At 64.4% G+C, this 14,563-nt stretch carries 13 protein-coding genes; 8 read left to right on the forward strand and 5 right to left on the reverse strand.

From position 1 onward, the window contains the following. Positions 1 to 97 precede the first annotated feature (97 nt). Genes AC1C2M_RS02375 through AC1C2M_RS02390 form a run of 4 tightly spaced genes read left to right on the forward strand, consistent with a single transcriptional unit; the run spans position 98 to position 4,209 of the window. Entirely contained in the window at positions 98 to 1,186 is a 1,089-nt protein-coding gene (locus tag AC1C2M_RS02375) for a glycosyltransferase family 2 protein (RefSeq protein WP_495435121.1), read from the forward strand. After that, positions 1,167 to 1,982, forward strand: a complete 816-nt coding sequence (locus AC1C2M_RS02380; protein WP_495435122.1) for a CDP-alcohol phosphatidyltransferase family protein — start codon at positions 1,167 to 1,169, stop codon at positions 1,980 to 1,982. The genes AC1C2M_RS02375 and AC1C2M_RS02380 overlap by 20 nt, the downstream gene beginning before the upstream one ends. Further along, positions 1,975 to 2,856 carry a glycosyltransferase family 2 protein gene (locus AC1C2M_RS02385; protein WP_495435123.1) on the forward strand — a complete coding sequence of 294 codons (882 nt, stop codon included), beginning with the start codon at positions 1,975 to 1,977 and terminating at the stop codon, positions 2,854 to 2,856. Before AC1C2M_RS02380 ends, AC1C2M_RS02385 begins: the two co-directional genes overlap by 8 nt. An 18-nt stretch (positions 2,857 to 2,874) precedes the next feature. Further along, positions 2,875 to 4,209 carry a CDP-glycerol glycerophosphotransferase family protein gene (locus tag AC1C2M_RS02390; protein ID WP_495435124.1) on the forward strand — a complete coding sequence of 445 codons (1,335 nt, stop codon included), beginning with the start codon at positions 2,875 to 2,877 and terminating at the stop codon, positions 4,207 to 4,209. 12 nt (positions 4,210 to 4,221) lie between these two features. Here AC1C2M_RS02390 and AC1C2M_RS02395 read toward each other — a convergent pair whose 3' ends face one another. The 4 genes from AC1C2M_RS02395 to AC1C2M_RS02410 all read right to left on the reverse strand — a co-directional run bounded on the left by AC1C2M_RS02395 (position 4,222) and on the right by AC1C2M_RS02410 (position 7,472). Next, entirely contained in the window at positions 4,222 to 5,076 is an 855-nt protein-coding gene (locus AC1C2M_RS02395; protein ID WP_495435125.1) for a hypothetical protein, read from the reverse strand. Between the two features lie 82 nt (positions 5,077 to 5,158). Next, positions 5,159 to 5,902: an ABC transporter ATP-binding protein gene (locus AC1C2M_RS02400; protein ID WP_483404542.1), complete on the reverse strand. Its 744-nt coding sequence runs from the start codon at positions 5,900 to 5,902 to the stop codon at positions 5,159 to 5,161. After that, on the reverse strand, positions 5,902 to 6,720 hold the full coding sequence (locus AC1C2M_RS02405) for an ABC transporter permease (protein WP_495434480.1): 819 nt from the start codon (positions 6,718 to 6,720) through the stop codon (positions 5,902 to 5,904). The genes AC1C2M_RS02400 and AC1C2M_RS02405 overlap by 1 nt, the downstream gene beginning before the upstream one ends. A 59-nt stretch (positions 6,721 to 6,779) precedes the next feature. After that, on the reverse strand, positions 6,780 to 7,472 hold the full coding sequence (locus AC1C2M_RS02410) for a phosphocholine cytidylyltransferase family protein (RefSeq protein ID WP_483404540.1): 693 nt from the start codon (positions 7,470 to 7,472) through the stop codon (positions 6,780 to 6,782). A gap of 305 nt (positions 7,473 to 7,777) precedes the next feature. Between AC1C2M_RS02410 and AC1C2M_RS02415 the strand changes: the two genes are divergently transcribed. The 3 genes from AC1C2M_RS02415 to AC1C2M_RS02425 are packed head-to-tail and all read left to right on the forward strand — an operon-like array spanning position 7,778 to position 12,276. After that, positions 7,778 to 10,399 carry an ABC transporter ATP-binding protein gene (locus AC1C2M_RS02415; protein WP_495435126.1) on the forward strand — a complete coding sequence of 874 codons (2,622 nt, stop codon included), beginning with the start codon at positions 7,778 to 7,780 and terminating at the stop codon, positions 10,397 to 10,399. Next, positions 10,375 to 11,958, forward strand: a complete 1,584-nt coding sequence (locus AC1C2M_RS02420) for a hypothetical protein (protein WP_495435127.1) — start codon at positions 10,375 to 10,377, stop codon at positions 11,956 to 11,958. Before AC1C2M_RS02415 ends, AC1C2M_RS02420 begins: the two co-directional genes overlap by 25 nt. A gap of 27 nt (positions 11,959 to 11,985) precedes the next feature. Further along, a complete protein-coding gene (locus AC1C2M_RS02425; RefSeq protein WP_108391427.1) occupies positions 11,986 to 12,276 on the forward strand; it encodes a DUF3039 domain-containing protein in 291 nt (96 codons plus the stop codon). An 11-nt stretch (positions 12,277 to 12,287) separates the two neighbouring features. On the opposite strand, the gene AC1C2M_RS02430 is transcribed toward AC1C2M_RS02425, so the two are convergent. Beyond that, positions 12,288 to 13,559: a nicotinate phosphoribosyltransferase gene (locus AC1C2M_RS02430; protein ID WP_495435682.1), complete on the reverse strand. Its 1,272-nt coding sequence runs from the start codon at positions 13,557 to 13,559 to the stop codon at positions 12,288 to 12,290. A gap of 150 nt (positions 13,560 to 13,709) precedes the next feature. Here AC1C2M_RS02430 and murI point away from each other — a divergent pair, with 150 nt between their 5' ends. Continuing rightward, positions 13,710 to 14,546, forward strand: coding sequence for a glutamate racemase (gene murI / locus AC1C2M_RS02435; protein ID WP_495434484.1), 837 nt, complete (start codon positions 13,710 to 13,712; stop codon positions 14,544 to 14,546). The last annotated feature ends 17 nt before the right edge of the window (positions 14,547 to 14,563 follow it).

Below are 14,563 nucleotides of genomic sequence, written 5' to 3' on the forward strand. Positions count from 1 at the left end.
TCTGTGGGCGTCGCGCTGTTACCGGGCGTGTGTCTCGCAGGAGACCCCCAAATCCTCACTGGTAGGCTCGAGCCGACCAATTCAGCGAGTGGAGACCATGACTGAGAACTCATCAGTTGGCGGAACCGCCGAACTCGTCGGTGTTTCATACGTCATGCCGGTTCTCAACGATGTCACCCACGTCACGGCAGCGGTTACCAGTCTGCTCCAGCAGGACTACCGGGGGCCGTTCGAGATTGCCATTGCTGTCGGCCCGAGTATCGACGGCACCAACGAGCTTGTCGATGAGCTTTCCCGCGCAGATCCCCGGATCCGCGTAATTCCGAATCCCGCCGGGTCGACTCCCGCCGGCCTGAACATCGCCATCCGCGCGACCACGTACCCCGTGGTCGTCCGGGTGGATGCCCACTCGGTGCTTCCTCCCGACTATGCCCGACTCGCTGTAGAGGCGATTGCGCGCACCGGGGCCGACAACGTCGGCGGCATCATGGACGCCCAGGGGACGACCCCATTCGAGCGTGCTGTCGCGCGTGCGTACGGCAGCAAGGTCGGACTGGGCGGGACGCCCCACCATGTCGGCGGAGCCGAAGGGCCCGCCGACACGGTTTACCTCGGCGTATTCCGTCGGGAGCCCCTGGAACGCGTGGGCATGTTCGACGAACGTATCAAGCGTGGCCAGGACTGGGAACTCAATCGCCGCCTTCGACAAGCGGGAGGCGTCGTCTGGTTCACCCCCGACCTCAGGGTCACCTATCGGCCCCGGCCGCGACTGTCGGCACTTGCCCGGCAATTCTTCTCGACGGGCATGTGGCGCGGCGAACTCACGCGGCGGTTCCCGAGCAAGAACACGCTGCGCTACTTCGCGCCGCCCGTCATGGTTCTTGGCGTGGGCATCGGCATCGTGCTGGGAATCATCGGCCTGGTGCAGGTGGCGATGGGCGGTTCCGCCATTCTCACGCTGGGCTGGGCAATCCCCGCCCTCTATCTCCTCCTCGTCATTGGCGCGACGGTTACCGTGGCCAGACGCGACGGCGTGAGAACGCAGCTGTGGTTTCTCGTAGTGTTGCCCTGTATTCATTTCTGCTGGGGAGTCGGCTTCGTGCTCGGCTTCCTCTCGCTGGCGAGCAATATCTCAGCGTTGAAGAACGAAAGAACCGGAGGTTCGAGTGTCGGAAGCGTCGGCTGAACGCCCCCTCAAACCACGCTCGATTTCGGAACTGCGGGACGTCGCCCAGCCGCCCGAGGTACGTGGGCGGCGCAACGCGGAGCACTGGACGGCATCGCTCTACCTGCGCGATATCTCGCCTTACCTGACCTGGCTGCTGCTCAGGACGCGGATTTCTGCGAACGGGGTCACCGGCCTCATGATTCTCACCGGGTGGAGTGTCGCGGGTGCCCTGCTCATCCCCGGGATCTGGGGTGCGCTTCTCGGGCTGGTCCTCGGCCAGCTGCAGATGCTCGTGGACTGCAGCGATGGCGAGGTCGCCCGGTGGCGTCGTACGTCTTCTCCGGCAGGGGCCTTTCTCGACGCCGTCGGTCACTATTCAACAGAGTCGCTCATTCCGCTGGCACTGGCTATCCGCGCCGCTGGATACCCGTTCGACGCTCCTGCGGATTACCTGTACACGACGCTCGGAGCGTTGCTCGCGCTCGTCATCGTGCTCAACAAGGCCCTCAACGACATGGTCAGGGTCGCCCGGGCGAACTACGGCGCGGCGAAGCTCACGTATACCGAAAGTGAATCAGCACCCAGCGGGGGAGCGCTCGCGGTCGCCCGCAAGATCGCGAAGTTCCTGCCGTTCCACCGGATCTTCCACTCGGTCGAGCTCACCATGGTGATCTTCGCGGCTGCCGTTGTCGGGCTGTTCGTCGGTGAGGTCGTCGCCATGCGCTGGGTGCTGGTGATTCTGCTCGGTGTGGGTCTCGTCACACTGTTCGGGCACTTTGTCGCGATCATGTCGTCGAAGCGTGTCCGTGCCTGACGCCGCGAACCGGCCGACTGTCGGTGTCGTGATCCTCACTCAGGGGACGCGTCCCGACGACCTGGCCCGCGGCATCCGCAGCGTCGAGGCGCAGCAGGGTGTCGATCTCGACATCGTTGTCGTCGGGAACGGCTGGCAGCCGACAGGGCTGCCCGACGGTGTGCGCGGCCTCGGCCTCGCCGAGAACCTCGGTATTCCCGCCGGCCGCAACCGGGGTGCTGCCGCGGTCAGCGGCGACTACATCTTCTTCCTCGATGACGATGCGTCGATTCCGGATGCCGGTTTCCTTGCCGCGTGCATCGACCTCGTGAAACAGCAGCCGGACATCGGTCTGGTGCAGCCGAGGCTCGACGACCCCACCGGCATCCCGTCGCCCCGACGGTGGATTCCGCGCATTCGCAAAGGCGACCCGCGGCATCCGAGCAATATCTTCTCCTGCCTTGAGGCCGCTGTATTCCTGCCGCGGCCGGTCTTCGACGCCGCTGGCGGCTGGGCTGACGAGTTCTTCTACGCTCATGAGGGCATCGAGCTGGCCTGGCGGGTGTGGGACCAGGGGAAACGTGCCTGGTATGCCGGCGACCTCGAGGCGAACCACCCGGTGGTCGAGCCAACGCGCCACACCGAGTATTACCGGCTGAACGCTCGAAACAGGGTGTGGCTGGCGCGGCGTAACCTGCCGCTCGTGCTCGTCCCGGTCTACGTGGCGACCTGGACCGGCATCCAGCTGCTGCGCTGGTGGAAGAAGCCCGCTGCGTTGAAAGCGTGGTTTGGCGGCTGGCGTGAGGGCTGGCGCGCATACCCGGGTGAGCGGCGCCCTTTGCGGTGGCGCACGGTTGTGCGGATGACCCGCGCTGGACGGCCGCCTGTCATCTAGTTGGGTACCCTTGAAGGCATGGGTGTACTCGGCGACGCGCGCAAAGCCGTCAAGATGGGCAGGAACCTTCTGGCCAACAGACGTGCCAGGGGTGAACTGTCGCAGCGGCTCGCGAAGCTGCCTCCGCTTCAGCCAGGCAGGTACAAGATTGCCGTCTATTTCGCCGACGGCGAGGTCAACATGTACCAGATCCGTCAGTGGTACAAACCGCTCGAGGAACTGGCTCGTACCTGGCCCGTCGTCGTGCTGAGCAGGGGAGCAACAGCGGCCACGAAGCTCTTCGAGGAGTCGCCGCTGCCCGTCGCTTACGTTCGGACCGTTGCCTCCCTCGAGCAGACGCTCGCGGAACAGGACATCCGCATCGTGTTCTACGTCAACCAGAACACCAAGAACTTCCAGATGTTCCGTTACGGACAGCGCTGGCACGTTTTCATCAACCACGGTGAGAGCGACAAGATGTACATGACCACGAACCAGTTCAAAGCGTATGACTACAGCTTTGTCGCCGGTGATGCTGCGCTTCGACGCCTTGAGAAGGTGCTCTGGGATTACGACTTCGACAAGCGCGCGATCAAGATCGGCCGCCCACAGGCCGATCACTACTCCGGCGAGCTCCCGTACACCCCCGACGAACGCACAGTGGTGCTCTACGCCCCGACCTGGGAAGGCGACCGTCGGTCGGCTGCCTATGGGTCGATCGCCAGCCACGGGGTCGCTCTGGTCCGCGCGCTCCTGGCGACGGGCAACCACCGTGTCATCTACCGCCCGCACCCGCGAAGCGGCGTCGTCGAGCATTCGTACGGTGCCGCCAACCGCGAGATCATCGGTATGCTCGCCGCGGCGAACGCTTCTGACCCGACGGCCGGGCACGTACACGACACGGGCTCTGAGCTCGGCTGGCAGCTGGCTTCGGCCGATGTCGCCATCGTCGACATCTCGGCAATGGTCTACGACAGGCTGGCCAGTGGCAAGCCGCTCATGATCACACGCCCGGTCGACCCGGAAGCGAAGATCGACCTCGGCGGCTATCTCTCAGCGTGCGAGTGGCTGGACGCCAGTGAAGCCCCGAACATCGTCCAGCACACCGACAGGCTGCTCCATGATCCGGATGCCGTCGGTCGGCTCGCGGAGTGGGTCGAGAGATACTTCGGAGATACAACCCCGGGGGCAGCGACCGCTCGCTTCCACGCGGCAGTGCAGACCCTTATGGAGCGGTGGGACTACTTCGCCGCCCTTCATGCATCGGACGAAGAGCAGCAGATTTCCGCGCCTCCGGCTCCGGTATCCGCGACCAGGGCGGAACAGAGCGAGGTCCCAGCGGAGGGAACGGGCGAGGACGACGACGAGGGGTGAGGCCAGCGACGGTCAGTCGGGCCGTTCGGTCGAGCGGCTGGCCTTCGGCTGACGCGACCGCGTCGGCATCCGCTCGCGCAGCGCTCGAACCGTTGTTGACACACGTCCTGGCCCGTGCCTGGCTTCGAGCTCGAGCGGCAGCACAAGCGGGGCAGGCCCGAAAGCGCTTCTCGACGCCTCAACCACCTGTTTGCCCGCGAGGTGGTTTCCGATGCCGCCGATGGCCGCACCAATCCCGAACGGCATCGCCTTGCCGACCAGCGAAGAACCCTGATTCCGTGCGAAGTGCTTCAGGAAGCGTCGTTTCAATTCGTCTGCGACGGGGCCCATAACGGCCTGTGGAACGTTCGAGGCGACCAGCTGACCCCAGTACTTCGTGCGCGGCGGCCCGCCTCTCAGCGCCTGCCCGGTGAACTGCTTGACGAGGTCGGTGCCCGACTTTCCGAGCATGAGCGTCATCACCAGCGCGCGGGAGCGCACCGGGTCGTCCAGGGCGATTCCGTGCACCTCGGCGATCGACTGGGCGAAGAGGGCTGTGGTTTCGAGGAACCCGACGGTTTCAGCGCCGGAGAGCGCGATCGTGATTCCGGTGCCGAATCCCGGCACCATTGCCGTGGCGCCGACGGCCGCGCCCCCGGACGTGATGGCCGCCAGGTACCGCTTTTCGAGAACGCGGATGAGTTGCTCCGGAGTGGCTCCAGGGTACTGGCGGCGGACAGCACGAACGTGCGCAACGACCACGGGCCGTTGTACGGACAGGGTCTTGTCGATGCCGCGCAGCCAGAGCGGCCCCCTGGCGGGATCCATCGGTGTCGGTGCGGTGAAAGCGTCGTCGACGATCCGGACCCGTTCAGACTGTGTACTCATGGAACCCCCAAATGACGCGTGGCGCAGGACTTCAAGCTTAGGTTCGTACGCTGGGAGAGTGTCGGGCTTGACGACGGGCTCGTCAGCTGTGGTACTGGGCGTTATACCTGTCGAGGACCTCGTTGATCGGGCCGTCGAGAATCAGCTTGCCCTTGTCGAGGTAAAGGCCGCGGGTGCAGAACCGCCGCAGATCCTTCTCGTTGTGGGACACGAAGAAGAGCGTGCGCCCACCGGCGAGCAGTTCTTCAATGCGCCGGTAACACTTCTCCCTGAACCCGCGGTCACCGACAGCCAGGACCTCGTCGACCAGAATGATCGGTTCTTCGAGCATGGAGATGACGCTGAATGCGATCCGAACCTTCATCCCGCTCGACAGGTGTTTGTAGGGGGTGTCGATGAAGTCGCTGATCTCGGCAAACTCGATGATGTCGTCGAATCGCGCTTCGATCTCACGCTTGGTCATACCGTGCAGACCGGCGGTGAGAAAAACGTTGTCGCGAACAGTGAGGTCGTTGACGAAGCCTCCCGTGATCTCGATGAGAGGAGCGACGCCGCCCGACACCCTGACCTGGCCTTCGTCGGGGAGGACGACTCCGGCGACGAGCTTCAGCAGTGTGGATTTGCCCTGGCCGTTCCGGCCGACCACGCCGATCGCCTCGCCCGGCATGACGTCGAAACTCACATTGCGGAACGCCCAGAATTCGCCTGGGCGCGATCGTCGCGTGTTACCTGAGAACAGATCCTTGAAATTACGGCGACCACCGCGATTGCGGCGGAACCGGATGCCGGCGTCGACGACGCTGATGACTGGGGCTTCTCCCGGCATCACAGCTCCTTCAGGACAGTGCGTTCGGAGCGCTTGAATACCCACAGTCCGACGAACAGGAAGAGGACGCTCATAATTGCGGAGACAACCACCGGGTACCAGTCGAGTTGCTGGGGGAAGAACGCGGAGCGATACAACGAGAAGATGCCTCCGAGCGGGTTGAACGCGGCGAACGGCTGCAGTTCGGCCGGGAGGTCTCCGAAGCCGTAGACAATTGGCGATGCGTAGAAAAGGAAGCGGAGGACGAGCTTTACGGCCCGCTCCAGATCCCTGAAGAACACGACCAGTGGGGCGACGATCAGGCAGACGCCCACGGTGAGGGTGGCCTGGATCAGAATCGCGAGCGGGAACAAGAGTACGTCCCAGCTGAGTGCGGCCCCCGTGAAGAACGCGAACGCTGCGAGGACGGGAAGAGCGGCGACGTACTCGATCCCTTTGGACAGCACGAGCCGGTTTACCCAGATGGTGCGGGGAATCGACGTGGAGCGCACAAGTTTCGCCTCACGGATGAAGGCGCGGGTGCTGTCTGAGACGGCGCCGTTGAACCACATCCACGGGAGGAGTCCGGCAAGGAGGAAGACGATGTACGGGTCTTCACCCACCGATCCACCCCGGCCGAATACCACCACAAAAACGAAGTAGTAAATGAACGCCATGACCAGCGGGTCGAGGATGGACCACACGTAGCCGAGAGCGCTCGTCGAGTAACGCACGCGGAGATCCCGCTTCGTGAGAAGCCAGAGGGCGTTGCGGTATCGGGTGAGGTACGACCGCTGTGTGCGGTGCGCGCCGGGATCAAAACTCACAGGCACAAACATATCCGCAAACGGAGACCGGCACGGTCAGTGACGCGTGCCGGTCGTTCGAACGATGGTGATCAGACGTAGAGGTTCGCTCGCTCGAGGTCTTCTGCGAAGTCAACTTCAACGGCGTAAAGGTCGGAGATGTCAACAGGCTCAACAAGCATCCGGTCCTGCGCGATCGCGAGTTCAATGCCGCGCTCGAAGTAGTCCTGGTCGTCGACACGAGCCAGCTGGCGGAGCAGGTTGGCCTTGTCGTCGCGGGAGACGTAGTTGATGCCGACTGCCTCGCCGAGTCCGCCCTTGACGGTCTTGGAGAGTTCCTTGATGTAGCCCTCGGCGCTCGTTGTGTACTTGACCTCTTCGTCGGACACCTTTGACGTGTTGACGGTGACGAATGACTGGTCGCGCGCCATCATCACTGCCGCACGATCGAGAACGGCGGGGTCGAAGACGACGTCACCGTTCATCCACAGCACGCCACCAGGCTGCGACGAGTTCAGTGCACGCATGAGGCTCTTCGAGGTGTTGGTCTGGTCGTACTGCTCGTTGAAGACGAACGAGGCGTCCGGGAAAGCTTCGATGATGTGCTCGAGCTTGTAGCCGACAACGATCGTCACCTTGACGTTCTTTCCGAACGCGTGGTGGATGTTGTCGAACTGCTGCTGCATGATGGTGCGGCCGTCGCTCAACTCGGTAAGTGGCTTCGGAAGTGAACGGCCGAGTCGGCTTCCCATACCTGCTGCCAGAATGACTACCTGGGTGGTCACGAGATTCTCCTCAAGATTGATTCACGTTGTCCGGCCGCCGTCTGTGGCGAAATTTACGCGGAGTTAACCTGAAAGTAGATGAAACGACACCCCGTTATGCCTTCGCCTACGTTAGCGCGGCACCTCTACTGGGGCCAGCATCAGGACGACCGTTGTTGTCGTATCGTAATAAGGCACTCGGCGTATTGACAGGTTCGGTTGTGACGCAAAATGCCGTCGGCCTCGAAACGGGCACGGCCAAAGGGTAGGTTGGATCAGTGACTATTGTGCCGCCCGCTTCCCCCGACGACACACCAGAAGACTCCATGAATGATTCACGGATCGATAGCTCGCAGAGCGCGTTCGGCGGCAGCCAGACAGGGTCCGAAAAGGACCAGAATCTCGACAGTGAACTCACGCCGGCGGCTGAGTCACCCGCCAAGCCGAAGGCCGCAGCGAAGCCCCGAACCGCGTCGGCGAGGAAGAAGCCAGTCAAGCGAACATCGGAGTCCGCTTCAGCGGCAACCGCTGAGGGCACGGCCGTTCCCGCTGTTGAGGATGGCGAGGGTACTCAACCCGAGAGCGCCGGGCCAGTGGCGAAGAAGGCCGCTCCCCGCACCCCACAGACCAGAACGCCGCGGGTATCCAGCACGAAGGCCCAGACCGCTGCTGCTGGCGGTGCAGGTGACGATGGGCCGGATGATTCGTCAGCTGTGATCCCCTCGGCGACCGAAGTCGCGCCAGCGCCAAAGAAGAGCGCACCACGATCGACGCAAGCCAGGAAGAAGCCTGCCAAGCCCACCGCGGCAACCACAGGAGAGACACCAGGCTCTGGGGTCGCACCGGTTGCTCCGTCGTCCACCGGCGGTGACGCCGACGCAACGCCGGCAGTTCCGAAGAGAAAGCCCCCGGTGAAGAGGGCTGCCACGTCGGCGCCGAAGGGGAAATCCGCTGGAGCGAAAACCGGGACGGCCCGAAGTCAGGCTGCTGCTGCCGTGGCAAAGTCGCCCTCTGGCATCGTCCAGCACGTCGCTCCGGGGTCTCAGGAGATTCCCCCGGCGCCGCCTCTTCCCGTCCTTCCTCCGGTTCCTCCCATGCCTCCCATGCCTCCCATGCCGTCGGAGGTTGTCACTCCGGCTGTCACGAATGACAGGGATCACAGGGGGAGTGTCGACGAAGATCAGGCAGCAGCGCCCGGTGCCGCAGCAGCGCCCGAAATCTCCGACGTTGCGGACACGTTGACAGCGCCCGTGACCTCCGACGCCGCGGACACGTCGACAACGCCTGTGAGCGACATGCCCGCCGACGAGGCCGCCAGGCCGCCGCGCGCTCCAGACCAGCTGCCCCCGCTTCCTCCGATGTCCGCGGAAGAGGCCGCGCTCCGCTTTGAATCCATGCCGGATGCCGCAGAGCAGGCCACAGGGCTGGAGGATCACGAGCCCCTGAAGTTTGTGTGGAGCAAGCGCTGGCCGTTCCTCACCCTCGTCCCGGCTGACGCCACGGTGATGGATACGAAGGCCCCGACCGACACGGCAAAGGAGACGGACAGCGTCGCCATCGCCGGTCTTGCCAACGACGGTGTGACGAACGAGAGCGTCACCAACGACAGCGTCACCAACGACCGAGCTGCGTCCGAGGCTGGCGAACCCCCGGCTGCCGCTCAGGATGACCTCGGTGGCAGCGCCGAACCCACGGTGGACGACTGGTTCGATTTCGGCGCCGACACCGACGATGACGATGACGTCGGACGCACCGACATCCGCGATCACGACGAACAGCCCGACGCTGGTGATCACGACGAACGGCCCGTGGCCGTTGATAACGGCCCGGCATACGACACCGACGCACCATCGGCTGATCCCGCGTGGGCGGACGCCTCGTGGACGGACGCCGCGTGGACCGGGACAGCGTGGGATGACACCGACCCGGCCGATTCGGATGTACCGACCTCAAGCAATCCCATCGGTGATGACGTGACCATCGAGCTCCTGACGACCGACGACACCGAGACTGAGGTGTTCGCCGCAGAGGCGTCAACGGCTGTTCTCCCGGCACCGGATTCCGCAACTGAGCTGCTTCAGCCGCTGGCCGACTCCACACCGCTTCCGCTCGTCGACCGGGGAGTGGGAACGGGCGAGCCCGTTGCCCTGGCGGATGCGCGCGCCGGTGCTCCGGCGCCGTCCGAATCGCCCGTCGTCCTGAGCATCCGGAATCTCTCGCGCAGCTTCGGTGACACGATCGCCGTCGACGGTATCGATCTCGATGTACGCCGCGGCTCTTTCTACGGAATCGTGGGTCCCAACGGCGCGGGCAAGACCACGACGCTGTCGATGGTCACCGGTTTGCTTCGCCCGGATTCCGGGAACATCACGGTGAACGGCATCGACGTGTGGCAGGACCCGGCGAAGGCGAAGAAAACGATCGGGGTGCTGCCCGACCGCCTGCGCCTGTTCGACCGGCTCACGGGAGCCCAGCTGCTCTACTACTCCGGAGTGCTCCGCGGCCTCGACGGCGCCACAGTGCGGGCGCGCGTCAAGGACCTCGCATCCGCCTTCGGCCTCGAAGACGCCCTCCATCGTCTGGTGACCGACTACTCAGCGGGAATGACGAAGAAGGTCGCCCTGGCATCCGCCATGATTCACTCGCCACGCCTGCTGGTTCTCGATGAGCCTTTCGAATCGGTCGACCCGGTCTCGTCAGCGAACGTCATTGAAATTCTGCAGGGATACGTGGCCAACGGTGGCACTGTCGTGCTCTCCAGCCACGGAATGGACCTCATCCAGCGGGTGTGCGACCATGTCGCGATCATCGTGAACGGCCAGGTGCTCGACGCGGGTGCTGTCGACGACGTCCGGGGTGGCGGAACGCTCGAAGAGCGGTTCGTTGAACTGGCAGGCGGACGAAAGGCCGCAGAAGGTATGGAATGGTTGCACAGCTTCTCCGACTAAGGCTTCAGTTGCTGGGCAACCTGTTCCGGCAGAGTCCCAGGCGAGCGGCAGTGATCATCCTCGCGACCGTCGCCGGGTTTGCGCTCCTCTATCTGCTTGGCGCAACGCTCGTGGCGCTTCGATTCTCTCCCGACGAATTCACGCGGAACCTTCTCGTCTTCCTGGGTTCGTTCGTGATCCTCGGATTTGTCCTGTTCCCCCTGATCTTCGGGGCGGAAGACGACATGGACCCGCGGTCATTCGCGTTGTTCGGCGTTCGCGACCGCTCACTTTCCACTGGCCTGCTCGTTGCCGCGCTCGCGAGTGTGCCGTCGATCGCGCTTGTGCTGGTTGTCCTCGTCCTGAGTCTCACGACAGCCGTCAGCGGATCTCGTGGGTTCCTGCCGGTTCTCCTCGCGCTTCTGTCAGCCGTGCTCGCTGTCGCCACCTGTGTGATCGGTGCCCGTGTCACGACCGCGGCTGCCTCGCTCCTTCTGGCATCCCGCCGGTCAAAGGAACTCTCGGGCCTGATCGGAATCGTGCTGCTCGTGCTGCTCGCCCCTGCCGCGATCCTGCTCTCCAGCGTGAACTGGGGCAGAGACGGAGCCGCGGTGCTCGGCAGCGCCGCCGATGTGATCAGCTGGACACCGTTCGGGGCCGTCTGGTCCTTCCCGGGGGATGCCGCCCTCGGTGACGGCGGCGTCGCTTTCCTCAAGCTGCTGATCGCTGTGGCGACCGTCGCAGCCTTGTGGTTCGTCTGGGACCGGCTCGTGTCGTATTTGCTCGTGACTCCTGGCCGCGAGATTGCGGCGACATCGAGCGGCAGGATGGGGTGGTTCGACCTGATGCCAGCGCGACCCGGTGCTGTCGTTGCCGCGCGGAGTATGACCTATTGGGCCCGCGACCCCAGGTACCTGATGTCGGTCGTGATCATCCCGATCGTTCCTTTCGTGATGATGGTGCCATTCCTCGTCGTCGGCGTTCCGATCGAGCCGCTGGCGCTGCTGCCGCTCCCGGTCATGGCGATCTTCCTCGGCTGGTCCGTGCACAACGATCTCGCCTTCGACTCAACGGCAGTGTGGCTGCATTTCGCCTCGGGGGTGCGGGGCTACGCCGACAGGCTCGGGCGACTTTTCCCGATCGCGCTCATCGGTATTCCGCTTGTCGTCATCGGCTCCATGGTCAGCATTCAGTTCTACGGCGACTGGGTGGTTCTGCCGTCGATGATCGGGGTCTCGTCCGCTCTCTTCCTCGGCGGGCTCGGATTGTCGAGTTTCATCTCTGCGCGTTTTCCCTATCCCGTGGCGCTGCCGGGCGACAGCCCGTTCCAGCAGCCCCAGACGTCGAGCCCGGCTGGCGGTTTCTCCCAGGCCGCTGGACTCATCGGGTCTGCCCTCGTGGCGGCCCCGGCCGGAGTTCTCGCCTGGCTGGGCTTCACCGATGACCCTTCGTGGCATGTGCTTGCACTCTGGGCGGGAGTGGGCCTCGGCATCCTCACGCTGGTTCTCGGCGTGTGGGCCGGCGGGCGGGTCTTCGACCGTCGCGGCCCTGAGATCATGGCTTTCGCCGTCAGCCACTAGGCAGCGTTTCCCGCGTACAATTGGAGCATGATTGACGCACGCGTGAGCATCGCAGATCCTGGATCCCGGCCGGACGCCGGCGGCACTTCAGTCCTCGACCGTGAACTTGAAGAACTCCTCAACAGCGAGGGTGTTGAACCCGGCGACCACGAGCGTTTCTCGCACTACGTGAAGAAAGACAAGATCCTCCAGTCGGCCATCAGCGGCAAGCCCGTGAAGGCGCTCTGCGGCAAAAAGTGGACGCCAGGACGCGACCCGGAAAAGTTCCCCGTCTGCCCGACCTGCAAGGACATCTACGAAAAGATGAAGTCCGAGTAGACGCTGGCGCGTTACTTCGCGAACCGCGTCGGCAGGGCGGGATCCCCGCGACCCAGCCGCGCGGCATCCGCCGGGAGCTCCGTGAGGATGCGTGCCCGGTGTTCTCGCGCCAGTGCCGTCCCTGCTGGACCGGTATACCGCTCGTCGATGTAGCCACCGCTCGCCAGCTGAACGAGCAGCGGACGTTCCAGGTCATTCGTGGCGTCTGCCGTTTCGGGCCCGTCACCGACATAGATGAGTTCCTCGACAGCGACCCGGGCACCGTTCAGCCGACGAACGGGGAACTTGCGCCCACCGACCCCGACCTTGCCCTCGGACGTCTTGGCGACGGATACCCAGTCACCGTCGCGGTTCTTCCGAGCGACGAGCTTGTAGACCATGCCTGCGGCAGGAGAACCCGACCCAGTGACGACTGACGTGCCGACCCCATAGGAATCCACCGGCACGGCCGCGAGGGCGGCGATGGCGTGCTCGTCGAGGTCGTTGGTGACGGTGATCTTCGTCCGGGTTGCGCCAAGAGCGTCCAGTTGCTCGCGGACCTCGAGAACCAGGGTGGGGAGGTCACCCGAATCCAGCCGGACAGCGCCGAGTTCCGGGCCCGCAACTTTTACCGCCGTGCTGATGCCCTGCTCCACGTCGTAGGTGTCGACGAGGAGCGTCGTCCCCGGGCCGGACGCAGCGATCTGTGCGCGGAACGCCTCCTCCTCGGTTTCGTGCAGGAGGGAGAAGGCGTGTGCCGCGGTCCCCATGGTCGGGATGCCCCAGGTGCGGCCAGCTTCCAGGTTGCTCGTCGCATCGAACCCGGCGATGTACGCGGCACGGGCGGCCGCCACCGCGGAGTGCTCGTTCGCGCGCCGCGAGCCCATCTCGGCCACCGGCCTGCCGTGGGCCGCGGTCACCATGCGCGTTGCGGCGTTCGCGACCGCCGTGTCGTAGTTGAGGACGCTGAGGATGAGAGTTTCAAGGAGGACCCCCTCCGCGAACGTCGACTCGACGGTAAGGATGGGGGAGTTCGGGAAGTACGCCTCGCCCTCGCGATACCCCCAGATGTCGCCGGAGAACCTGTAGTTGCTCAACCAGTCCAGCGTGCGGGGCGATACAACGTTGTTCTCCCTCAACCAGCTGAGTTCCGCGTCGCCGAAACGGAAGTCGCGGATCAGCTCGAGGAGTCGACCGGTCCCCGCGACGATGCCGTAGCGCCTGGCGCCGGGCAACCGGCGTCCGAACACTTCGAAGATGCACTCCGTGTCCGCGGTGCCGTGCGCGAGCGCGGCATCGACCATCGTCAGTTCGTAACGGTCGGTGAAGAGGGCTGTTGAGGTTTCCGATGACGTCGAGTGGCTCACCCCGCCAGCCTATCGATGGCGTCCGGCATCCGGTGCCCGCTTGCGCCTGCCGGATTACGGCCGTATGGAGCGGGTAGGCTGGAACCCGTGAATGATGCGCCAATCGGAATCTTCGACTCCGGAGTCGGCGGGCTGACAGTCGCTCGTGCGATCCAGGACCAGCTGCCCAACGAAGAAATCCTCTACGTCGGCGATACCGCGCACTCGCCATACGGCCCGAAGCCCATCGCCGACGTCAGGCGGTTCTCGCTCGAGGTACTGGACGACCTCGTGGCACAGGGCGTCAAGATGATCGTCATTGCCTGCAATACGGCGTCGGCAGCCATGCTGAGAGACGCTCGGGAGCGATATTCCGTCCCCGTGATCGAAGTCATCCAGCCGGCTGTCCGTCGCGCAGTGGCGAGCACCAGGAATGGGCGTGTCGGCGTGATCGGTACCGAGGGAACCATCAACTCTCGGGCGTATGAAGATGCGTTCGCGGCGGCGCCCGAACTGCAACTGTTCACGGCAGCGTGCCCGCGGTTTGTTGAATTCGTTGAAGCCGGGATCACGACGGGTCCCGAGGTGCTCGCGACAGCACAGGAATACCTCCGTCCGCTCGTCTCGGCGGACGTCGACACCGTCGTCCTCGGATGTACCCACTATCCGTTCCTCAAGGGCGCCATTTCCTACGTCATGGGCCCGGGCGTGACGCTCGTCTCAAGCGATACCGAGACCGCAAACGATGTGTACCGTGTGCTGGTCTCCGGTGACCTCGAACGCACGAGTCCTCGGCCGCCAGCGCACCACTACGAAGCCACCGGGCCGAGCGAGGCCGAGTTCCTCGAGCTCGCGCATCGTCTGATCGGTCGGGAGATCTCCCACGTCGACCTGGTCCAGACCGGTGTCATCGATCTCGCAGCGCTCAGGGCATTCGGTTCTTAGCCAGTCTTCCCCCATCC

Source organism: Mycetocola sp. Y444, assembly GCF_059445295.1.

Excerpts from the sequence above, each read along its gene's own strand:
- AC1C2M_RS02375 (WP_495435121.1), top strand. The coding sequence starts at position 98 with ATGACTGAGAACTCATCAGTTGGCGGAACCGCCGAACTCGTCGGTGTT.
- AC1C2M_RS02390 (WP_495435124.1), top strand. The coding sequence starts at position 2,875 with ATGGGTGTACTCGGCGACGCGCGCAAAGCCGTCAAGATGGGCAGGAAC.
- AC1C2M_RS02395 (WP_495435125.1), bottom strand. The coding sequence starts at position 5,076 with ATGAGTACACAGTCTGAACGGGTCCGGATCGTCGACGACGCTTTCACC.
- AC1C2M_RS02400 (WP_483404542.1), bottom strand. The coding sequence starts at position 5,902 with ATGCCGGGAGAAGCCCCAGTCATCAGCGTCGTCGACGCCGGCATCCGG.
- AC1C2M_RS02405 (WP_495434480.1), bottom strand. The coding sequence starts at position 6,720 with ATGTTTGTGCCTGTGAGTTTTGATCCCGGCGCGCACCGCACACAGCGG.
- AC1C2M_RS02415 (WP_495435126.1), top strand. The coding sequence starts at position 7,778 with ATGAATGATTCACGGATCGATAGCTCGCAGAGCGCGTTCGGCGGCAGC.
- AC1C2M_RS02420 (WP_495435127.1), top strand. The coding sequence starts at position 10,375 with ATGGTTGCACAGCTTCTCCGACTAAGGCTTCAGTTGCTGGGCAACCTG.
- AC1C2M_RS02425 (WP_108391427.1), top strand. The coding sequence starts at position 11,986 with ATGATTGACGCACGCGTGAGCATCGCAGATCCTGGATCCCGGCCGGAC.
- AC1C2M_RS02430 (WP_495435682.1), bottom strand. The coding sequence starts at position 13,559 with ATGGTCGATGCCGCGCTCGCGCACGGCACCGCGGACACGGAGTGCATC.